20 protein-coding genes are annotated in these 23,095 nt (G+C 35.8%); 9 read left to right on the forward strand and 11 right to left on the reverse strand.

Features of this window, described 5'->3' with window-relative positions:
• Positions 1-11 precede the first annotated feature (11 nt).
• The gene (galK, locus tag CDH49_RS06680; RefSeq protein ID WP_100614713.1) at positions 12-1,157 is read left to right on the forward strand and encodes a galactokinase; all 1,146 of its coding nucleotides are present in this window, start codon (positions 12-14) and stop codon (positions 1,155-1,157) included.
• A gap of 61 nt (positions 1,158-1,218) precedes the next feature.
• Here galK and CDH49_RS06685 read toward each other — a convergent pair whose 3' ends face one another.
• Positions 1,219-1,542 carry a hypothetical protein gene (locus tag CDH49_RS06685; protein ID WP_100614714.1) on the reverse strand — a complete coding sequence of 108 codons (324 nt, stop codon included), beginning with the start codon at positions 1,540-1,542 and terminating at the stop codon, positions 1,219-1,221.
• A 179-nt stretch (positions 1,543-1,721) separates the two neighbouring features.
• Here CDH49_RS06685 and CDH49_RS06690 point away from each other — a divergent pair, with 179 nt between their 5' ends.
• The 4 genes from CDH49_RS06690 (at position 1,722) to CDH49_RS06705 (ending at position 6,111) form a co-directional block, all read left to right on the forward strand.
• On the forward strand, positions 1,722-2,111 hold the full coding sequence (locus tag CDH49_RS06690) for an acyl-CoA thioesterase (protein WP_100614716.1): 390 nt from the start codon (positions 1,722-1,724) through the stop codon (positions 2,109-2,111).
• A gap of 70 nt (positions 2,112-2,181) precedes the next feature.
• Positions 2,182-3,747, forward strand: a complete 1,566-nt coding sequence (locus CDH49_RS06695) for a hypothetical protein (RefSeq protein ID WP_100614718.1) — start codon at positions 2,182-2,184, stop codon at positions 3,745-3,747.
• A gap of 165 nt (positions 3,748-3,912) precedes the next feature.
• Positions 3,913-4,878, forward strand: a complete 966-nt coding sequence (locus CDH49_RS06700; protein WP_100614720.1) for a WG repeat-containing protein — start codon at positions 3,913-3,915, stop codon at positions 4,876-4,878.
• A gap of 30 nt (positions 4,879-4,908) precedes the next feature.
• The gene (locus tag CDH49_RS06705; RefSeq protein WP_100614722.1) at positions 4,909-6,111 is read left to right on the forward strand and encodes a redoxin domain-containing protein; all 1,203 of its coding nucleotides are present in this window, start codon (positions 4,909-4,911) and stop codon (positions 6,109-6,111) included.
• 249 nt (positions 6,112-6,360) lie between these two features.
• Here CDH49_RS06705 and glyA read toward each other — a convergent pair whose 3' ends face one another.
• Entirely contained in the window at positions 6,361-7,635 is a 1,275-nt protein-coding gene (gene glyA, locus CDH49_RS06710; protein ID WP_100614724.1) for a serine hydroxymethyltransferase, read from the reverse strand.
• A 201-nt stretch (positions 7,636-7,836) separates the two neighbouring features.
• On the opposite strand from glyA, the gene fahA reads away from it, so the two are divergent.
• Positions 7,837-9,120 carry a fumarylacetoacetase gene (gene fahA, locus CDH49_RS06715; RefSeq protein ID WP_100614725.1) on the forward strand — a complete coding sequence of 428 codons (1,284 nt, stop codon included), beginning with the start codon at positions 7,837-7,839 and terminating at the stop codon, positions 9,118-9,120.
• A 332-nt stretch (positions 9,121-9,452) separates the two neighbouring features.
• A complete protein-coding gene (locus CDH49_RS06720; RefSeq protein WP_100614727.1) occupies positions 9,453-10,634 on the forward strand; it encodes a hypothetical protein in 1,182 nt (393 codons plus the stop codon).
• 46 nt (positions 10,635-10,680) lie between these two features.
• Here CDH49_RS06720 and CDH49_RS06725 read toward each other — a convergent pair whose 3' ends face one another.
• From CDH49_RS06725 to ytxJ, 5 genes are all read right to left on the reverse strand, one after another.
• Positions 10,681-11,604 (reverse strand): AraC family transcriptional regulator, encoded by a 924-nt coding sequence (locus tag CDH49_RS06725; RefSeq protein WP_100614728.1) that lies wholly within the window; start codon positions 11,602-11,604, stop codon positions 10,681-10,683.
• A 13-nt stretch (positions 11,605-11,617) separates the two neighbouring features.
• Positions 11,618-13,144: a carbon-nitrogen hydrolase family protein gene (locus CDH49_RS06730; protein WP_100614729.1), complete on the reverse strand. Its 1,527-nt coding sequence runs from the start codon at positions 13,142-13,144 to the stop codon at positions 11,618-11,620.
• Between the two features lie 112 nt (positions 13,145-13,256).
• The gene (locus tag CDH49_RS06735; protein WP_100614731.1) at positions 13,257-14,447 is read right to left on the reverse strand and encodes an endo-1,4-beta-xylanase; all 1,191 of its coding nucleotides are present in this window, start codon (positions 14,445-14,447) and stop codon (positions 13,257-13,259) included.
• 265 nt (positions 14,448-14,712) lie between these two features.
• The gene (locus CDH49_RS06745; RefSeq protein WP_100614735.1) at positions 14,713-15,099 is read right to left on the reverse strand and encodes a gamma-glutamylcyclotransferase family protein; all 387 of its coding nucleotides are present in this window, start codon (positions 15,097-15,099) and stop codon (positions 14,713-14,715) included.
• A 6-nt stretch (positions 15,100-15,105) separates the two neighbouring features.
• The gene (gene ytxJ / locus CDH49_RS06750; protein ID WP_317044383.1) at positions 15,106-15,513 is read right to left on the reverse strand and encodes a bacillithiol system redox-active protein YtxJ; all 408 of its coding nucleotides are present in this window, start codon (positions 15,511-15,513) and stop codon (positions 15,106-15,108) included.
• A gap of 225 nt (positions 15,514-15,738) precedes the next feature.
• Between ytxJ and clpB the strand changes: the two genes are divergently transcribed.
• Both clpB and deoC read left to right on the forward strand, forming a co-directional pair.
• Positions 15,739-18,396, forward strand: coding sequence for an ATP-dependent chaperone ClpB (gene clpB / locus CDH49_RS06755; protein WP_100614736.1), 2,658 nt, complete (start codon positions 15,739-15,741; stop codon positions 18,394-18,396).
• A gap of 575 nt (positions 18,397-18,971) precedes the next feature.
• Positions 18,972-19,634 (forward strand): deoxyribose-phosphate aldolase, encoded by a 663-nt coding sequence (gene deoC, locus CDH49_RS06760; RefSeq protein WP_100614737.1) that lies wholly within the window; start codon positions 18,972-18,974, stop codon positions 19,632-19,634.
• Here deoC and CDH49_RS06765 read toward each other — a convergent pair.
• From CDH49_RS06765 to CDH49_RS06780, 4 genes are read right to left on the reverse strand one after another with little or no spacing between them, the layout of a single operon-like run.
• On the reverse strand, positions 19,631-20,476 hold the full coding sequence (locus tag CDH49_RS06765; RefSeq protein WP_100614738.1) for a 5-oxoprolinase subunit C family protein: 846 nt from the start codon (positions 20,474-20,476) through the stop codon (positions 19,631-19,633). The two genes, deoC and CDH49_RS06765, sit on opposite strands and share 4 nt — an antisense overlap.
• Entirely contained in the window at positions 20,469-21,200 is a 732-nt protein-coding gene (gene pxpB, locus CDH49_RS06770; protein WP_100614739.1) for a 5-oxoprolinase subunit PxpB, read from the reverse strand. The genes CDH49_RS06765 and pxpB overlap by 8 nt, the downstream gene beginning before the upstream one ends.
• A gap of 5 nt (positions 21,201-21,205) precedes the next feature.
• The gene (gene pxpA, locus CDH49_RS06775; protein WP_100614740.1) at positions 21,206-21,943 is read right to left on the reverse strand and encodes a 5-oxoprolinase subunit PxpA; all 738 of its coding nucleotides are present in this window, start codon (positions 21,941-21,943) and stop codon (positions 21,206-21,208) included.
• A gap of 13 nt (positions 21,944-21,956) precedes the next feature.
• On the reverse strand, positions 21,957-23,060 hold the full coding sequence (locus tag CDH49_RS06780) for a DUF2891 domain-containing protein (RefSeq protein WP_100614741.1): 1,104 nt from the start codon (positions 23,058-23,060) through the stop codon (positions 21,957-21,959).
• Between the last annotated feature and the right edge of the window lie 35 nt (positions 23,061-23,095).

The following is a 23,095-nucleotide window of genomic DNA, read 5'->3' on the forward strand; positions in this document are numbered from 1 at the left end:
AGTTAAAATCAATGAATAATTTAATCAGCAGCGTAAAATCAACATTCATCAATACTTTTAAAACCGAACCTTTGCTTATTTTTTCTCCAGGGAGAATCAATATTATCGGCGAACACACCGATTATAATGATGGTTTTGTATTTCCTGCGGCAGTAAATAAAGGCATTGTTGCCGCTTTTCAAAAAAGTGATTCTGGAATATCAACAGCTTACGCTTTGGATATGGACAGTTCTATTGAATTTTCATTAGAACATTTAAAACCTTCCAAACAAGGAAACTGGGAAAATTATGTATTTGGCGTGATTGCCGAACTCCAAAATAGAAGTCATAAAATAGGTAATTTCAATGTGGTTTTTAAAGGAGATATTCCCGCTGGATCTGGTATGTCATCTTCAGCAGCACTCGAAAACAGTATTGTTTACGGTTTAAATGAACTTTTCAGTTTAGGACTTTCCAAACACGATATGATTCACATTTCCCAAAAAGCAGAGCATAATTATGTGGGCGTTAATTGTGGCATTATGGATCAATACGCCAGTATGTTTGGCATTGAAAACAATGCCTTGTTATTGGATTGCAGAACAGTGGCATCTAAACCATATGAAATAGACTTTAAAGACCACCAACTCATACTTATCAATACCAACGTAAAGCACAGTTTGTCGGATAGTGCTTATAATGACCGACGTTCTGTTTGCGAACATATTTCAGGATTGCTTGGCATCAAAGCATTACGTGATGCTACTGAAGCAGATTTAGAAAAAATAAAAAATCAAGTAACACCCGAAAATTATCAAAAAGCATTGTTTGTCATTCAAGAAAATGATAGAGCCATTAAAGCTTCAAAAGCAATTGAAAAAGGTGATTTAGTGACTTTAGGAAATCTTATTTATGGTTCGCATAACGGATTGCAACATCAGTATAAAGTCAGCTGCGAGGAATTGGATTTTCTGGTGGAACAAGCCAAATTAAACAAAGATGTTTTAGGAGCAAGAATGATGGGTGGTGGTTTTGGTGGCTGTACTATTAATCTGGTTGCAAAAAATACTATTGAAGATTTTGCGAAAAGCACTTCTAAAGCCTATAAAGAGAGATTTAATAAAGCCTGTTCCGTATATTTTGTAGAACTGTCTAACGGAACCCATATCATAAAATAAAGCATTTTTTAACATTAAGAGAACCCATATACTATCATATAAGTTCTCTTAAATACTTTTTTTATAAGATGATGATTAGCAATAAAATAAGAATAATCACACCAGTTGAAATGTAAAGACCATTTCCGGCAGCACGGAGGGTTGATTTAATTTCACGAACTTCGGCACGAAGTTCTTTTCTTTCAGAAGATTTTAAATCAGATTTATCCATCGCTTTAATCGCTTCTAAACGATCCAACATCACTTGAACTTCGGCTGGGATTTCTTCTACTTTATTAGTTGTTGCTGTACTGTTGGGTTTTGGATCTTTTTCAGAAGCCATTGCCGGACTTGTAAATGATACTAAGGATAACATCACTAAAAATAAAATAATTGATTTTCTCATTGGTTATGATTTTAATTATTAAACATTACGAATTTAAATGTTAAAGATTCTAGTCCCATTACATCATTTTCACCAAAATTTACATAATTCAACTAAATAATAAGCAATATACTTAAATATAGCGTTGAAGTATATAGATACATAAAATAAAAGTATTTTAGTGCCTTAAAAAATTGAAAATGCCAATATTCGAATCTGTTATCACTGTCGAAACAAAACATTTAGATGATTTATTACACGTAAACAACGTGCATTATGTACAATGGGTACAGGATGTCGCCAAGCTACACTGGGATAGAAATGCCACCGATGCTATTCTAAAAAGATACTTCTGGGTGTTAACGACACATTTTATAGAATATAAAAATTCTGCTTTTTTGGGAGATACCATTCATATAAAGACCTATGTGCCAAAATACAAAGGCGCTGTATGCCATCGCATTGTTGAAATAACCAACAAAACCACCAACACGCTTTTAGCAACCTCGGAAACCAAATGGTGCTTAATAGATGCTGAAACCAAACGGCCGACCCGAATCACCAAAGAAATTTCAGAATTATTTATATAATTAATGTATTTGGATAAGCGTTCACATTTTCAAAAGTTATATTTTTAGCCTAAAAACTTATCATTTTTAAATGAAACGGCATCTATACTTTACACTTACCCTACTCTTTTTAATGCTTTGGAGCTCTTGCAGAAAAGATTTTGAATTCTCCGCAAGCACGGGCAGTTTGGAATTTTCTAAAGATACCGTGTATTTAGATACTGTTTTTACCAACATTGGCTCAAGCACCTACAATTTAAAAGTTTATAATAGAAGTAATGAAAATATTGTCATTCCCGTTGTGAGATTAGGATTGGGTGAAGCATCCCAATATCGATTGAATGTAGATGGCATGGCTGGAAAAGTATTTGAAAATGTTGAAATATTGGCAAAAGACAGCATGTTCATTTTTGTTGAAACCACTATTGATATCAATAATTTTCCGAATCCAGAAGGCAAATATTTGTATACAGACCATATTGAATTTGATACCAGCGCCAACCTTCAAAAAGTAGCATTGGTAACCTTGATTCAAGATGCTGTGTTTATTTATCCTGATAGAGATAATACAACCAAAATTGTTGAAACGTTGACACTGAATGTGGGCGGACAAGCTATTGAAACCGACATACAAGGTCGGGAGTTATTACCCAGCGAACTCACGTTTACAAATGAGAAACCCTATGTTATTTATGGCTTTGCAGCCGTAGCCAATGGTGAAACACTGACCATTAATGCTGGTGCCAGATTGCATTTTCATGAAAATTCTGGTTTGATAGTTTCCGAAGGTGCGACAATTAACATCAATGGTGCATTGAGTACCGACCAAGTTGCTCTCGAAAATGAAGTTATTTTAGAAGGAGACCGTTTAGAACCACTGTTTTCTGATATTCCTGGGCAATGGGGAACGATTTGGCTTTTTGATGGCAGTATTAATAACACAATCAATTACACCACCATAAAAAATGCGTCCGTTGGTATTTTATCCGATGGCAATCCGAATGCGGCAACCAATAAATTAACCATCACCAATTCACAAATATACAACTCCAGTAATTTTGGCATTTTAGGCAGAAACACGTCTATTGCAGCCGAAAATGTGGTTATAAATAACAGCGGACAATCTTCATTTGCTGGCACTTTGGGTGGAAAATACAATGTTACACATTGCACCATTGCCAATTATTGGAATGCCAGTTCCAGACAATTCCCTACCGTGCTTTTAAATAATTTTGTGACGGACGAGAATAACAACGTCATTATTACAGATTTAACCGAAGCCAATTTTAACAACTGTATCATTTACGGAAACGACAATCCTGAAATTCTTTTGGATGAAGTGGAAGACCCTTCAGTGGATTTCAATTTTAAATTTACCAATTGCTTGATTCGTTTTCAAAACAACAATAACAATTTTACGGGACCGAATTACGATTTAACAAACACCTCCCATTACGAGGGAAACATTTTTAATCTGAATCCCAATTTTAAAGATGCTTCTAAAAACCTGCTTTTGATTGGCGACGATTCTCCTGCCAATAATCAAGGTTCTGCCCTATTTGCCAGCCAAGTGCCGACTGATATTTTAAATGTCAATAGAACGGCTTCACCAGATTTGGGAGCTTATCAGCATGTGACCTTTCCTCAAGAAAACTAATACCCTGAAATACATTTACGATTTAATTTAGTATTATTACATTGTCTGATTTTAGAGCAATAGTGATGTCAAAACCGAATGTCGTATAAATGTCGTCCATAAAACAGCTTTAATTTTTGGTCAGTACAATCATTGAGGATAGTTTTATTTAAAATTTCAATTTGAATGGAGAATTTGGATTTTGGGAAAAAATTAATTGAAGTAAGAAAACAAAAAGGTTTAACACAGGCAGACGTTGCAGAAAAATGTAATGTAACCATTCGCACCATTCAGCGAATAGAGTCTGGGTCTGTAAAACCAAGAAGTTCAACAATTAAAATAATTTCCAAAGCCTTAGAATTTGACTTTTTCGAAACATCAACCCAAAATTCAAAATTGAAATCCAATACCCTATTATGGTATGCAAAGGATTTATTTAATTTTAAAACAAACACAATGAAAAAAATCTCAATCTTAACGGCTTGTCTTCTACTTTTCGCTTTCACTTTTAGTAATTTATTTAGCAGCAAAGCACAATCTGCTAATCCTGAAAATGAACAAAAAACTGAAAATCAATCTTTTGACCGGCTTATATTCCGTGATGGTTTCTTAATTATAATGAAAAACGATAAATATGGATTGTATAATTCAAAAAGTAAAGTAATAATACCATGCGAGTACGACAAATTGGAAATTGAAGGAAATTATGCAATCACCTTTAAAGACAATAAACGAGGATTGATTGACAAAAATTTAAATACAATAATTCCTTGTGAATATGGTAAATTTCAAATTGAAGGACACCTAATTTTTACTTATAAAAATAACAAACAAGGATTAACGAATCTAGATGGGAAGGTAATTATTCCTTGTGAATATGATAGATTTCAAGTTACTGAAAATAATTTTGTGTTTACATCAAAAAACAATAAACATGGATTGATGAATTTAGATGGAGAAACAATCATTCCATGTGAATACCATAAATTCCAAGTAGAAAATAACTTTGTATTTGTTTCAAAATACAATAAGAATGGGTTGATGAATCTAGATGGAGAAACAATTATTCCTTGTGAATATGATTCTATTAAAATTAATGGATCTATTGCCATAGTCACAAAAAATGGAAAAACAGAAAACATACAAATTTAAAATTATTAATAAGTAGTTAAACCAAGACTTATGAGAAAAACAAATATCATTTTTTTTATCCTATCACTTCTAATCATTAACAGTTGCAAAAAGGAATTAACAACAGAACAAATAGTTGAAAAAGTTCAAGAAACAATAGAAAATAGTAAGTTCGGTTATTACAAACAAACTGAAATTACTAAAGAAGTATCTGTTGGAGAGGACTCAACAACAACTAAAAGTCAACGTGATTTTTATTATAAAAAAGAACCTAAAGATACACTTATTGGGTTTAAAATTGCTTCTCTTCAAAAGAATGGTCATCACCAGGTTTACAATACAGAAAATCTTTTTGGATTAACTACTGGGAACAAAACTCTAACTATAACAAATAAAAACCAATATCCAAAACAAGTATCTAGAATTAAACAATTTTACATTAGTTTTCCTTTTTTCTATTTGGTTAAAAACGCTTTTGATTATGCTGAGAAAGATGAGAAAACAGAAATCATAAATTTAGGTTCTGTAAAAATTAACAATCAAGACTGTTATAAATTAACAATTTCAACCCCTAAAAACAATGACCAAATGTCATCAGAACAAATTTATTATATTTCTAAAGATACATACTTACCAATAGGTTCTGATCTTTCTGTTAGTACTAAAATTGGAAATGCAACAGAAATCATATCTCTTGAGATCCGCATTTCTGATATTAACCTCGAAGACGAAATATCTGATAAAATCTTTACTCAAGAAGAGCTATCTGAGTATGTAAAAGTCATTAATTATACTCCTGAATTAGAACAAAGGGCAAATACACTTCTTGCTATTGGAGAAAAAGCCCCTGAATGGGAATTATCAAATTCACAAGGAAAAAAAATTAATCTAAATGATTTAAAAGGGAGAATAACTATAATGGATTTTTGGTACAAAGCGTGTGGGCCTTGTAACAAGCAAATGGTAAAACTTCAAGAATTACACAATAAATATCCTGAAAACAAAGTAAAATTTATCGGAATAAACACAATAGATGATCCAATTGAGGATAATATCGATTTGTTTTTAGAAAATCGGAATATCACAATGGAAACCGTATTTAACGGGAAAACTATTGAAAACGATTATCAGGTTACGGCTTCACCTGCATTATTTGTGATTGACCAAAACGGATTTATTGTTCATAATATAGATGGATATTCCTCAAACATTGTAACTGAACTAACCGAAGTAATTGAAAAACATCTGAAATAAAAAGAGGAAATAATTTGAGACCAAGTATGGAATCAACCGAAGTAAAAATAAAAGAACAAATATAATTTAGAATTTCTAATCAAAATAGATTTTATGTCATTTCAAAGTATAAAAAATCCCACTTAAAAAAGCGGGATTTTTTGTTTTTATATTATTTGTCATTGCGAGGAAGTATGACGAAGCAATCTCATGATGTAACTAAAATTAAACAGATGCTTCATCGCTGCTCTCTTCACAATGACGATATGATTAAGCTACAAACAAAGGTCTACCGGCCATCATCGCGTTTACTTTATCTTTTACGGCTTCTAAAACGGATTCATCTTGGTGGTTTATAATCACTTCATCAATCAAATCAACAATCGCAATCATATCATCTTCTTTTAAACCTCTGGTGGTGATCGCAGCCGTACCAACACGAATACCCGATGTTACAAACGGTGAACGTGTATCAAAAGGCACCATATTTTTATTAACCGTAATATCGGCTTTTACCAAAGCTTGTTCGGCATCCTTACCAGATACGTCTTTATTACGTAAATCGATAAGCATACAATGGTTATCTGTACCGCCAGAAATAATATTATAGCCTTTACCAACCAAAGCTTTTGCCATAGTAGCCGCATTTAGTTTTACCTGTAATTGATACTGTAAAAAATTATCGGTCAAAGCCTCACCAAAAGCAATCGCCTTCGCAGCAATAATATGCTCTAACGGCCCACCTTGATTTCCAGGAAACACTGCAGAATCCAATAACGAAGACATTTTACGTAAACTGCCATCTTTTAAGGTAATTCCAAACGGATTATCGAAATCCTTACCCATCATAATAATACCACCTCTTGGTCCTCTAAGAGTTTTATGGGTGGTGGTGGTTACAATATGGCAATGTGGGATGGGATCGTTTAAAATTCCTTTGGCAATCAATCCTGCAGGATGCGAAATGTCCGCCATCAAAATAGCACCCACGCTATCGGCTATCACTCTAAAACGTTTAAAATCAATATCACGGGAATAGGCTGATGCACCTGCAATGATTAATTTTGGTTGTTCCTTAGTCGCTATCTCTTGAATTTTATCATAGTTCAAAACACCTGTCTCCTGCTCTACCCCATAAAATACGGGATTATATAATTTACCTGAAAAATTGACTGGTGAGCCGTGCGTTAAATGGCCTCCGTGAGATAAATCGAATCCTAATATTTTATCGCCAGGGCTTAAACACGCATGGTAAACCGCTGAATTTGCCTGACTTCCAGAATGTGGTTGTACGTTCACATACTCAGCTCCAAACAATGTTTTTGCTCTATCAATCGCTATTTGCTCTACTTCATCAACCACCTCGCAACCGCCATAATAACGTTTGCCTGGGTAGCCTTCTGCATACTTATTGGTCAACACAGAGCCAGCAGCTTCCATTACTTGGTCGCTTACAAAATTCTCTGATGCAATAAGTTCAATACCATGTAGTTGGCGTTCTTTTTCAGCTTGTATAAGTTCAAAAATTTGTTCGTCGCGTTGCATAAAATTACGTTCTAGTTTAAATATTCGGCAAAAATAACAAATAGATTAGTTAAATACATGAAAAAACATATATTTACTTATAAGTTTTTAACGAGGTTATCAACCTTTAATTTAAATCATATTTTACATTTTTTTATCAATAGTAAAGAAAAAAATATGTAGGTTTGAATACAATTCAATAACACTAATCAAATAATAGTTATGCCTTTATCAGCTAACAATCCAGATAGAAAATCGTGGTTACACGTAGACAAGAATTCTGATTTCCCAATTCAGAATATTCCTTTTGGCGTATTCCTGACGCGTGATGACATCATTACCATTGGGACAAGAATTGGCGATACAGCCATAGACCTTGGTGCTTTGCATCAATTGGGCTATTTTGATGATATCCCGTTAACCGATGATATTTTCCTTCAAGACACCTTAAATGATTTTATTGCTGATGGCAGAAAAACATGGCGTGCAGTACGAAATAAGGTTGCAGAGATTTTTGATGTGAATAACAAGACCTTAAAAAATAACGTTAAACATAAAGAAATCGTTCTGTTTCGTTTGGATGAGATAGAAATGCAATTACCGGTTCAAATTGGCGATTACACCGATTTTCATTCCAGCATAGAACACGCTACCAATATTGGCTCCATGGTTCGGGATATTGACAATGCTTTATTGCCAAATTGGTTGCACATTCCAGTGGCATACCATGGCAGAAGTTCTTCTATTATTCCTTCGGGGATTTCGGTTTACAGACCACAAGGGCAATCATTTCCCGATGGTGCTACCGAGCCTATTTTTGGACCATCAAAAGCAGTAGATTTTGAATTGGAAATGGCTTTCATTACAACCGTTGCCAACGATTTGGGAGAACCCATTCCTGCAGATGAAACCGAAGAATATATTTTTGGATTGGTATTATTAAACGATTGGAGTGCGCGTGACATCCAAAAATGGGAGTATTTACCTTTAGGACCATTTTCATCCAAAAACTTTGCATCGTCTATTTCACCATGGATTGTGACCTTGGATGCCTTAGAACCTTTTAGGGTTGAAGGACCTAAACCTATAAAACCACAATTATCCTATTTGCATTTTACGGGCAAAAAAAGTTTCGACATCAATTTAGAGGTTGCCATACAGCCAAAAAATGCCAAAGAAACCATCGTGAGTAAAACCAATTTTAAGCACATGTACTGGAATATGTCGCAACAATTGGCACACCATACCATAAATGGTTGCCCTATCAATGCAGGCGATTTAATGGGTAGTGGTACCATTTCTGGACCAACTCCAGATTCTTACGGCTCTATGCTAGAACTGACTTGGGGTGGCGAAAAACCGATAAAAATGAAAGACGGTAGCGAGCGTACCTTCATCAATGATAATGATACGGTGATCATGCGAGGTCATTGCGAAAAAGATGGTACGCGTATTGGTTTTGGTGAAGTATCCTCTCAATTGCTTCCTGTTTTTGTTAAGAAATAAATACCGTCATTGCGAAGACAAAGGACGAAGCAATCTCATCATCGTCATTGCGAGGCACTAAGCAATCTCATGATGCATAATAAAAAGCAATCCCGTCATTAAACCATGTCATTACGAGGACATAGAACGAAGCAATCTCATTATCCCGTCATTGCGAGGGACGAAGCAATCTCATGATGTAAAAACTAAAAATAAACAGATTGCTTCGTCGTGCCTCCTCGCAATGACGTTAAGTAAGCATTTAAACGGATTTATTTGTATTTTATCTGCGTTTTTAATATTTTTGGCACTATATTTGGCAACCAAATCAAACAACCAAATTTATTAAGTGTATGAAAAAATCATTACTTTCTGCAATCATCATCATCCTTATCATTTCCTGTAGTTCCAGCAAACAAATTGAAAGAGCCGTGAGTTCTGGTAATTACGACCAGGCTATTAGTGATGCCATTGGTAAATTACGAACCAATAAAGATAAAAAAGGAAAAACTGAATTTATTGTGATGCTGGAAGATGCTTTCAATAAAGCTACTGAGCGTGACTTGAATAATATTGACTATTTAAATAAAGATAGCAATCCAGAAAATTACCTGAAAATTTATGACTTGTATGTAGGACTAGATAACCGTCAAGAACGTATTAAACCCTTGCTACCATTGTATATAAACAATAGAGAAGTAAGATTGAATATGAAGGATTATTCAAGTCAGATTATCGCCAATAAAGACAAAGCCTCACAACATCTTTATAATAACGCATCAGCCCTTTTAAAATCCAATAACAAAATGGATTTTAGATATGCCTATAATGATTTTCAAGAGATAGAAAATATCAATCCAAATTTTAAGGATGTGCGCCAGTTGATGGATGTGGCACATCAAAAGGGAACCGATTTCGTAATTGTTGATATGAGAAATGACACCCAAAAAGTGATTCCCAACCGATTAGAAACTGATTTATTGAATTTTAGCACCTACGGACTTAATAATCTTTGGACGGTTTACCACAATACGCCAACAAATGATGTGAAATACGATTATAACATGTTGGTGAATTTAAGGCAAATCAACATCTCGCCAGAACAGGTAAAAGAACGCCAAATCATTAAGGAAAAACAAATTGTGGATGGCAAAAAGAATTTATTGGACAATAAAGGCAATGTGGTTAAGGACAGTCTTGGCAAAAATATTCAAGTCGATAATTTAAAAACCATTCGCTGCGAATATTATGAGTTCAGACAATTCAAATCGGTGCAAGTAACCGGTAATGTGGAATATGTTAATCTAAATACCAAGCAATTGGAAGATGCCTTTCCTGTAACCAGCGAATTTGTGTTCGAACATATTTACGCCACTTATAGAGGTGATAAACGCGCTTTGGACACTGATTTATTACCATTTTTAGACCGCAGAGGTGTTCCCTTCCCTACGGAAGAACAGATGATTTATGATACTGGTGAAGATTTAAAAGCCCAATTAAAACGCATTATAAACAGTTATACGATTCGACGATAAACAAAAAAGCTCCCAAAATTGGGAGCTTTTTTGTTTTGTTTATCAATTATTCTATTGGAATATATAAATCTACAATGGCTTTTCCTTCTGGATGTTTCCTAAAATCGTTATGATATATTTCAAATGGATTTTCATTTGCCTTTTTATAACCATTATCAGCCATCCAAATAAATAAACTGCGCCAAGACGTTTCAAAATTATCGGGTGTCACTTCAAAATGGCCAACAATACATTTACTTTTATTTATGCTCATTTTATTTATTTCTCCCTCAGCAACAAAATCTTCATTAGTAAATAAACTAACGCTCATTCTAACTCTATCTGGCGACGTAATTTTAAAACTATCATAAAAAACCCTTCCTACTTTAGTTTCTGGCTTATCCAATAATCCTTTTGAATTTCCCCATTTAATAAGTTTATCAAAAGCATTTTCTAAACCCTCAATGCCCATATGTGTAATACTGGCAAAATTCATTTGCGGCATGTCTTTAATTTCAATTTTTGCATTCATTGTAATCCATTTTAAATGATTATTAATGTCGCAAATGTATTTTTCAAATATTAAATTCTTTTGACCATTCTTGCTTTCTACTTGACTTATCTTGCTAAACTTACTAGGGCTTTGTTTCTTGAATTCCGAAGGACTCACGCCATAAAACTTCTTAAACGCTCGTGTAAATGAAGAATTACTATTAAAACCATATTGAAGATAAAGACTTGAAATATTGATTTCTTTTTTATGCATTAATATAGAAGCTGCCTTTTCAATACGTCTTCTATTGATGTAGGTATTTAGGGTCTCACCAATGATGGCTTTAAAAATTCTGTGGAAGTGAAATGATGAATAACACGCCACTTGAGATACAGTTTCCAATGATAACTCTGAATCAAGATTATCATCAATAAATACCAAAGCGGTATTTATGCGTTTTAAATAGTCTTTTTCAATATCACTTTCTATGATTGGCATTCTGTAAAAAAAACTAGCGTTTTCGCAACTCAAAAATGTCTTTCCTTCTATCCTTTAAATTACGTACACTACCAAATTGGTTCAGTTCTCGCAACAAATCAATATCCACATCGGCAATTAAAATCATTTCGGTATTGGTGGTCGCTTCAGCTTTAATCCCATTTGCAGGAAACGAAAAATCGCAAGGTGTAAATACCATCGACTGTGCAAACTGTATATCCATATTGTTCACCTTTGGTAAATTCCCAACGCTACCTGCAATCGCCACATAACATTCATTTTCAATAGCTCTAGCTTGTGCACAATGGCGTACTCTAGAATAGCCATTTTGGGTATCCGTTAAAAATGGGATAAACAAAATATCCATGCCTTCGTCTGCCAACAGTCTGCTTAGCTCTGGAAATTCGGAATCATAACAAATTAATATACCAATTTTTCCACAGTCGGTGTCATATGTACGCAATTCCTTGCCCCCCTGCATCCCCCATACCCTAGCTTCATCGGGTGTGACGTGCAGCTTTTCGTAACGCTCCGTTGTTCCGTCCCGTTTACACAAGTACCCCACATTATACAGCAAACCGTCACGCATTTCAGGCATACTACCTGTAATAACATTGATATTATAGGCTATAGCCAATTTCGAGAATTGCAGAACAATCTCCGGCGTATGTTTTGCTAATTCCCTAATGGCCTCCGCTTCTGGCAAATGATTATTATCTGCCATGAGTGGCGCATTAAAAAACTCGGGAAACAAAGCAAAATCCGAACGATAGGCAGAAACCGCATCAATAAAATATTCCGCTTGCTCCATCAATTCCGCCATATCTTTATACAAACGCATTTGCCATTGAATCAACCCCAGTCGAATCACCTTTTTATTATTGACTGCTTTTTTGGACTGCTTTTCATAGTAAATATTGTCCCACTCCATTAACACGGCAAATTCATTGGAAGCCTCATCACCAGCCAAATAACCTTTTAAAATTTTGGTTGGGTGAAAATCATTAGAGATTTGAAAGTTTAAAACTGGATCATGAATTTCCTTTCTCTTTACTTTTTCAATATATTCCTTTGGCGATATTTTATCAGCATACAAATTAAAATTAGGCATCCTACCACCAAAAGCAATCCCTCTTAAATTTAGCTTTTCACATAAATCCTTTCTGTAATCGTATAATCTACGACCCAAACGCAAGCCTCTATATTCTGTTTTAATAAATATATCAATACCATATAGCACGTCGCCTTGTGGCCGGTGCGTATCGAAAGTATAATCACCTGTAATTTCCTTGTAGGTGTGGTGTTCGTCAAAATCGTCGTAATCAACAAGAATGGACAAGGCACATCCTGCCAATTCATTATTTACTTTAAGAACTATTTGGCCTTGTGGAAATTTATCGATTAATAGTTTTATATGCGCTTCGTCCCAATAAGAATCCGGCAAGTTTAACGAATACGCTTCCAACATGGCACTTTTAAGCTCTTGATAATCATTAAGCGTTAAAAATTCCAGTTCAATATTTTCAATACTATTTATCATGTGTTTGGTTTTCTATTAGCAATCATGCAAAGTTAGGGCTTTTAAAACAAAAAACTCCCGAAATGGCGTTCGGGAGTTTTTTGTGTCTATACTTTTTATATGGATGGTTTATTTATTTGGAACTAGCTTCAATAATAGCCTTGAATGCTGGTTTAGGTTGTAATTGTCCATCAAACACCAAGGCATCTTGCCCTCTACGCCACGATCTGGTATCGCTAATGCCCCAAAAAGTGACACGATCAATCACATCGGAATGACGCATGAAAATCTCAAACAGTTGTTTGTAAACCTCTGCTTGTTTTTCATAATTCTCTGCTGGTATGGTTCTGTCGCCTTGGTTCACACCAAAAGCACCGCTATTATTACCAGTCGCCGTAACATCTAATTCTGTGATAGCAACCCTTAAGCCAAGAGATTTATAGTTTTCTATGGCCTTTTCAACATCAGCAAGATTAGTATCTAAATGCCAGTGCCCTTGAATACCCACACCTGTAATGGGAGCTCCTTCTGCAATAAGACGTTTCAGCAACAACATAGAACTGGCATGTTTGCCTTTATTTTCAACAGCGCCTTGCTCAATATTGTAATCATTGTAGTAAAGCTGAGCGTTCGGGTCGGCTTCACGTGCCCATTTGAAAGCCCATGTCAACACCTCTGGTCCAACCACTTTATACCAACTAAAATCCCTAAGACTTTCAGTAGTTCCGTCGCCACCATCTTCAATCGATTCATTAACAACATCCCACCCAATAACGTCTCCTTTGTAACGTCCGGCTACGGTCATAATATGGTCTTTAAGACGTGCAAGAGCCACCTCTTTGCTCGCCATCTCACCTTGTATGCTATTACGCCACATTTCGGACATGGAAGGACGAGGTGCATTTGGGTCTCTAGGACCCCTAGGGCCTCTTACTGGTTCAGCACCTTCTTCGACCTTAGGGTTTACGGCCTGAAAAAACCAAGGTGCTGTTTGCGAATGCCAGACCAAAGTATGTCCCCAAGTCTGAAGCCCGTTCTCTTTACTCCATGCAATCATAGCATCGGGCGTTTCAAAATTGTACTTGTCCTCCGAAGGATGGATGGGTTGCGGTTTCATGCAATTCTCCGGTGTATTGATGTCGTATTGTGCTTTTACGTTTGCGAACTCCGCCTCAGAAAGCCCTCTCATATCGGTTGCAGTTCCTATTAGGAATTTACCGGCGTAAGCTTCTTTTAGTGTTTTTTGGGATGTGTTTTGACTGTAAACACTCGTACCTAGTGCCACAGTTAGGATAAAGCTTGTAATTAAATGTTTGTTAATCATGATGTTGTTTATTTAGTTTATGTTGTATGTTTTGCGACTTTAAATATAATTTTTTTCAATTATATAAGAGGAGCTTTTGTGGAGAATTTAACGAAACTTATAGGTTTGTTTGTTGGTGATTTGATGATTTTAATTGGTGATGCTCTTTTTATTGCTATTTGTTAAGTCATAGCGAGGATATACGACGAAGCAATCTGTTTAATTGTAGTTCTGCATTATGAGATTGCTTCGTACCTCGCATTGATGTGAGGCCTCGCAATGAGGGTTACAAATAACGCCCAGAAGCAATCAATCGCAATGCATCGGTTGGAAAGTTATAAGCATAAAACCAAGCAATCACTTCAGTACCATTTTCAAAATACACAGTGACTTTCGTGCGTAGATACTCATAATCGCTGGGTTTACCATCACCAATACCTTCATAATCATCCAACACTTTAAAAACAGCTTTGGTATCTTTAATCTTGAAAACATGGCCGTACACATGTTCGGAAGGATTGTTACTAACAACAGCTCCCGGATAACCTTTCAAATCGTAAAGCTTCCCGTAGATATAGGCATTCCCAATAAACTCGGAATTGGAATGTAAAAAGCGAGACATACCATTGCTTAGGGTTTTCATCAAAGTACCATAAACAAATAGATAGTCCATAGAATTCTATATAAAACGGTTTAAATCCAAATCGTTAATTCCTCCATGACTTTCATGCTTAACTACAATGCTATTTTTAATAACTAACAGTTGTGGCGATTCGTGCACAACATTAAAGGTATTCGCAACCGCATTTGAAACCTCTCGGTAAGCGATTAAATCCAGATAATATAAATCGAGTTGATTTTCAGAAAATACGAAATCTTCAGTAAATTGCTTTATCACCATTCTGCTAATCCCACAGCGTGTGGAGTGCTTAAAAATAACTTGTGTTTTGGCAGTCGATTTATCTTTAATGGTTTGTAACTGATTGATCGTGTTCAAATCTAACCAAGGCAATGATTTTTCTTCTTTTTGTTCAACTGAACTGCTAAATAATTTGCTAAATAATCCCATAATTTGTATCTTAAACATGATAAGTCTCATAATTTTAGAAATCTTACAAACTGACTAAAAGTCAGTGTTTTAAAAGTTTTTAACGTCATTTTGTCTTGTAAAATGAACTGGTAAGATTATTGACTAAATCAAGATGTAAAATTAAATCAATTAAAAAGATTTAAGGTTTATAAAAGATAAAATTAATGAGATTCCTCCCGACAGCTATCGGGATAGAGGGAATAAAAAAAACATATAAGCATTATGAACTTAAATAATTATACCATAAAATCGCAAGAAGCCATACAGCAAGCGCAACAGATTGCGCAAAGTTATGGTCATCAACAAATTGAAAATGAACACCTTTTTAAAGGTATTTTTGAAGTTGATGAAAACGTGTTGCCGTTCCTTTTGAAAAAATTGAATGTGAACATCGTTGTTTTAGAACAGGCTCTGGATAAGCAATTGGAAAGTTTCCCTAAAGTATCTGGTGGTGAACTCATGGTATCCCGTGAAGCTGGAAAAACGCTTAATGAAGCAGCTATTATTGCCAAAAAAATGAATGATGATTATGTCTCTGTGGAGCATCTAATCATTGCCATTTTTAAATCAAGCAGCAAAATAGCACAGATGCTAAAAGACCAAGGTGTTACGGAAAAAGCACTAAACGCTGGTATTAATGAATTACGCAAAGGCGATAGAGTGACGTCTCAAAGTCAGGAAGAAACCTATAATTCATTAAACAAATATGCTAAAAACTTAAATCAGTTAGCCAAAGATGGCAAGCTGGACCCCGTAATTGGGCGTGATGAGGAAATACGAAGAATTCTTCAAATCCTATCACGTAGAACCAAAAACAACCCGATTTTGGTTGGTGAACCCGGTACCGGTAAAACCGCCATTGCTGAAGGCTTGGCACATAGGATTATTGATGGCGACGTGCCCGATAACTTAAAAGAAAAACAAATCTTCGCCTTGGATATGGGTGCGCTTATTGCGGGTGCCAAATATAAAGGTGAGTTTGAGGAACGACTAAAAGCCGTGATTAAGGAAGTGACCGAAAGCGAAGGCGATATCGTCCTATTTATAGATGAAATCCATACGCTGGTCGGGGCTGGTGGCGGACAAGGTGCCATGGACGCAGCCAATATTTTAAAACCTGCTTTGGCTCGTGGTGAGTTACGTGCTATTGGAGCTACAACCCTAGATGAGTACCAAAAATACTTTGAAAAAGACAAAGCCCTAGAGCGTCGTTTTCAAAAAGTAATGGTGGATGAGCCTGATACAGAAAGTGCCATTTCCATACTTCGTGGTATTAAGGAAAAATACGAAACCCACCATAAAGTGCGCATTAAAGACGAAGCGATCATCGCTGCTGTGGAATTATCCCAACGCTATATCACAAACCGTTTCTTGCCTGATAAGGCGATTGACTTAATGGATGAAGCAGCTTCTAAATTACGTATGGAAATCAATTCCAAACCAGAAGAATTGGATGTGTTGGATAGAAAGATCATGCAGTTGGAAATCGAAATTGAAGCGATTAAACGCGAAATAGAATATTCGCCGAACACCTATAATAAAGAAAGTGACGTGAGGCAAAAGGATGAAAGTAAATTAAAGTCATTACGCTCCGATTTAGCCAATTTAAAGGAACAGCGCAACGAATTGAATGCAAAATGGAAAAGTGAAAAAGAAGTCGTTGACAACATTCAAACCATTAAATTAAATATCGAAAACTTTAAACTGGAAGCTGAGCGTGCCGAGCGTGATGGCGATTATGGTAAAGTAGCGGAATTGCGTTATGGAAAAATAAAAGAAGCTCAAGAACAATTAGAGACACTTCAAAAGGAATTACAGGAAAATCAATCAGAAAGCTCGCTTATAAAAGAAGAGGTGACTTATGAAGACATTGCAGAAGTGGTTGCTAAATGGACAGGCATTCCTGTTTCTAAAATGATTCAGAGTGAGCGTGAAAAGCTATTAAAACTGGAAGATCAATTGCACAAACGTGTTGTGGGGCAAGAAGAAGCCATTGTTGCCGTGAGTGATGCTGTGAGACGAAGTCGCTCTGGATTGCAAAATCCACAAAAACCAATCGGTACCTTCTTGTTTTTAGGAACTACTGGTGTTGGTAAAACGGAATTAGCCAAAGCATTGGCAGAATACCTGTTTGATGATGAAAATGCCATGACCAGAATAGATATGAGCGAATACCAAGAACGTCATGCCGTAAGCAGATTGGTTGGTGCGCCTCCAGGCTATGTTGGTTATGATGAGGGTGGTCAATTAACCGAAGCCGTGAGAAGAAAACCGTATTCAGTTGTTTTATTGGATGAAATTGAAAAAGCACATCCAGATACTTTTAATATTCTGTTGCAAGTACTGGACGAAGGGCATCTAACGGACAATAAGGGACGTGTGGCGGATTTCAAAAACACGATTATTATCATGACTTCAAACATTGGCAGCCAAATAATACAAGAGCGTTTTGAAGCCACTAAGGATATTGATGCCGCTATTGAGGTCGCGAAATTGGATGTGCTTGCTTTATTAAAGCAAAGTGTACGCCCCGAGTTTTTAAACAGAATTGACGATATTATTATGTTCACGCCTTTAACTAAGGAAAACATTATGGAGATTGTTGGCTTACAACTCAAAGGCATCACTAAAATGATTGCAAAACAAGGCATTACCTTTGATGCCACTCCAGAAGCTGTGGCCTATTTAGCCAATAAAGGCTATCATCCGGAATATGGAGCGCGCCCTGTAAAACGTGTCATTCAAAAAGAAGTTCTAAATGCATTGAGCAAAGAGATTTTATCGGGAAAAGTGACAACCGATAGCATCATTCTGTTGGACGCTTTTGATGATGAACTAGTGTTTAGAAACCAAAGCGACTTGATAACAAAAAATATTTAATCGAAAAGAATTCCTCGACGCTTTACGTCGGGGTTTCCGTTGAAATTGTCATTCCCGTGAAAACGGGAATCTAAATAGAGAATTTTGTTTTATAAAAATTCTTTATCATGTAACAAAAAAAATAAATTTAAGTCTTATCATTGGTTGGTTAGTGAAGCAACGAGCGTTGGATACAAAGCATTTTGTTGAAAACAATCGTTGCTTTTTTTATTAAATAAACCAATTGTCTGGTTGAGCGCAGTTGAAACCTACCAAAACCGGGAAATATCATACTATTTTAAATGAATTTTACTAAAATAGCCTGTTATAATTGTTTTCGGAAAAGCAATCCATTTGTTAAAAAACAACTAAATTTAATTCGCTACCCAATTTATTTAAAATGAATGCCTTATTATCAAATATTCATTTTTTTTAGTTAAATTCGATGAAATGCAAAAAATCATAATCCATTTTTTGCTTTTTTTCGTAAATTTGCCTGACTACTAGCCCCAACCTAAGTAATATTTAATTTTTAACTAGCTCATTATGTTCTTATTCGAAAGACCATAATAAGCCGCAAAACCCTACTTATAACAATGAGTATATCTAAGTATATAGAGCATACGCTTTTGAAATCCACAGCTACAGAACGAGAGATTATTAATCTTTGCCAAGAAGCCATCGAAAATAATTTTTATGCTGTTTGCGTAAACAGTTGCTATGTCGCATTAGCCAAACAATTATTGCATGATACAAATGTTAAAGTTTGTTCTGTTATTGGATTTCCCTTAGGAGGTATGTCTACTGACGCTAAAGTATTTGAAGCAAAAAAAGCCGTAGAAGATGGCGCCGATGAAATTGATATGGTGATTAATTTAGGCTTCCTTAAAAGCAAAAATTATGTACTGGTATTCAAAGATATCAGAGATGTAAAATTAGCCATTGGAAGAACACCTTTGAAAGTGATTATAGAGATTTCTGAATTAAATAAAAATGAGGTCATTAAGGCTTGCGAAATATGCATGGATGCTAAAGCCGAATTCATAAAAACATCCACAGGATATTCTAAAAGTGGTGCCACATTAACCGCTGTTAAAATCATCAAGAAAACCGTACGTGATAATGCTAAAATTAAAGCTTCTGGTGGTATTAAAGATTACGATACTGCTGTAAAGTATATTGAAGCCGGCGCGGATAGAATTGGAACATCTTCTGGTGTTGACATTCTAAATATGACCATGACAACAAGCATATATTAAACGAGTTTAAAACTTACTTTATTTCCCATAAATTTTTGTGCCATGATATTCATGGCACTTTCTTTTAATTGCAGCACCCTAGGATAACCACCTGTGGTTTGGCAATCGCGCATTAAAACAATAAGCTTCCCAGAAGGTGTTAATTGCACGGTTCCCGGAAGCACCAAAGAGGTAATTATGGCGTCCAAAGTATTTTCCAAAGGTTGCTCTAATTGGTACGCCATACGGTTGTTATCTTTAGAAATACTGAATTCTTGGGTCAATAATATATGCTGTTGGTTTTTTGAAAGTTTGTCGAACTCCGGACCTTTAAAAACCTCAATGTTTTTTGATTGCAAATACTTATAATTCATTTTAATAGAAGCATTTTTTTTAACTAATGCTTCAATATAATTATCGATCGGTATTTCATCACCTTTGGCAATAAAATACTGTTCGGTTACGCCTTTAAACATACTCCTACTTCCCATCACACTATCCGTTTTAAACCCACCTGAAACCGAGAGATAACCTCTGAAACCATTCTTCAGTTTTCCAAAAGATAAGACTGCATTTTTAGCAACGTGAATGGCTCTATTATTTTGAATAGGAACATTGTTGAGCATGGGCGACATATCCGCACCAGACAAGCAAATGATGGTCTCACAATCAAATTGCAAGGTTGGCCCTGTCATCGTCATTTCCATAACAGCAGCATTTTCATCATTCCCTAGCACCATATTAGCCATAGAAGCCGCATAAATGTCCATCACGCCAGAATATGGCACGCCATACGCTTGGAATCCGAAACGCCCAGCATCTTGAATGGTTGAATAAAACCCAGGCTTTAAAATTTTAATCATGAATAACCTCACTTTCCAATTGGTAAACACCTGCTACCGATAACATTTTAATGTCGTTATACTCATTCATTGATATAGAATGGAAACTAATTTTATCACCCGCATTGACAAAACACGGTGGATTGGTTTTAGGATTAAAAAACGCGACGGGCGAATTCCCAATGATGTTCCAACCACCAGGACTTTCTATGGGATACACTCCCGTTTGATAGCCACCAATGGCAACCGCTCCTTTTTCAATTTTTAATCTCGGTGTCGATTTTCTAGGAACATGAAGCGTTTCATCCAAGCCTCCCAAGTATAAAAATCCGGGTAAAAACCCAATAAAATAAACGGTATAAATCGTTTGGGAATGCCGTTTAATTATGTCGGCTTTTGAAAGCTTTTTTTCCATTGAAATGGCTTCCAAATCAATCCCAAAACTTGCATCATAGCACACTGGGATTTTCCATAATCTTGACAGAATGACAGGTTCAGAATCTGAAGAATTATACATGTTTTTCAACAGAATTATCTCATTTTCAAAATTCCTACAAACAGCATTGTAAATTATTAATAACGAGTTATATGCGGATTTTAATTCAACAATAGATTTAATATTATTCTCTTGAATAGTGGTTTTGAATCTTATGATATCCTTTAATATAAGCGCATCTATTTTTGCTGGCCATTCTACTAAAATAGCACGCTCTCCAAAGGCTTTATATGTTAGGTTAAATATCATTTATTTTATAAAATGTCTATGCGTTTTTCTTCCAAATATTGTCTCAAATTTTTAAGCAAATTTATAGCATCTGGATGGTCTCCATGCACGCAGCAGGTCTCCGCTTTAATGGTCACCTCTTCCCCTCTCAGGGTTTTTACTTTTTGGTTTACCACCATGTTGTAGACATGTTCAACCAACATCTTGGGGTCGTGGATTAAAGCATTTTTTTCTTTACGGGATACCAATGTTAAATCGGCGTTATAATGTCTATCCGCAAAAACTTCATACACTATGGGGATGTTATTTTGGATTGCTAAGTCGGCTATCACGGATTTATAAGGCACGTATAATTTAATGGGAAGCACAAACCGTTTCATAACTTCAATGACCACCATCGCTGTTTTTTCATCAATAGCAGCCATGTTATAAAGTGCGCCATGTGGCTTCACATGATTTAGATTTGCTTGTTCATCTCGTAGTATATGCTCTAAACTTTCAATCTGGTTTTTTATAGACACGAACAATGCCGCACAAGAAAGATCCATTTTTTCCCTTCCAAAGTTCTTGGTATCTGGAAAGGACGGATGTGCACCGATTTTAACGCCATACTGTTTTGCCAATGTCACCACAGTCCGCATGGTTTCAGGCGTGCCGGCATGACCGCCACAGGCAATGTTACACGACGATAAATAAGGCATTAATGCTGGCTCGTTACCAACTCCTTCACCAACATCGGCATTTATGTCAATTGTATATGGCATCTTGCCAATATAACTATTCTGAAATAGAATTCAAAGCATATAGCGCAAAACTACCTAACCAATGCCCACCTTCATAGTTTCCATCTACAATACTAGGTAAGGAATAATTGATATGCTGATTGGCTATATTTTTAAGATGTGCGTACTCCTGCAAGTCTTCTGCGATGGTATTTAAACTCCAAGCCCTAGAGAAATTCACACCATCTAAATGCACCAAATGACCATCGGTCCTGTCTGATACTATGCCTGGTTCTAAGGTAAAATGTTCCTCTTTTAACTGTGGTAAGAATGCCTCCAACCACGTTTTGAAATCTTCTTTAGCAAGCACACGTTTCATTAAAGCGGCTTCTTCTAAACACGGTGATAAAAAATCGGTGCCGCTGGGCTCCCATGTCATCGGACATTCTTTGTCATTCAAATAAAAATCTTTGGCGCGCTGTTCGATAGCAGATTTCAGAACCGTATTATTTAAAGTATTAGCATAATCCCAAGCAAAACTCAATCCGAATGCCGTATTGGTATGTTCGCCAACCCGAATGGGATAATTTAATTTTGGCAGAAACTCGATGTATTTACCAACGATTAAATCTGTTAAAGGTTGTAGGTTTTGTTCCAAAACTCTCGCCGTGTCGTTATCCCAAGTATGTAATTCCTCCGCTAGTTTTAGCAACCACGCCCAACCATACGTACGTTCGTATGATTTATTATGTTCCCCAAAAAAGTAAGCGACTTCGGTTTTAATATTTGCTTCGGACATATTTTGAAGTAATTTTTGTTTTATGTCCTCAGCATTATCTATGTCTGGAAACTGCTTTAACAGACTCACCAAGGTCCAATGGCCGTGTACGGACGAATGCCAATCGAAACACCCATAAAACGCGGGGTGCAACACTTTTGGTGATTTTAAATCGGCATCGCCTCCCAAGGTTTGCGATAACCTGTTTGGATATTCGGTATCCATACAATGCAAAGGCAATTGCGCTAACCTATTCGCTTCTTGCAGATTTAAAACGGGTGTTTTTTCTTGTTTGATGTCTGGCTTGATTGGCGGGGTTTCCTTTTGTGACTTATTGCAACCAAACATCAAAACACATAATAAAAGCGAGTAATATTTCATAAAAGATTAAAAATTTATCTGAAGTCTAAAAATCA

Origin of the sequence: Confluentibacter citreus (assembly GCF_002807055.1) — a bacterium.
Lineage (GTDB): Bacteria > Bacteroidota > Bacteroidia > Flavobacteriales > Flavobacteriaceae > Confluentibacter > Confluentibacter citreus.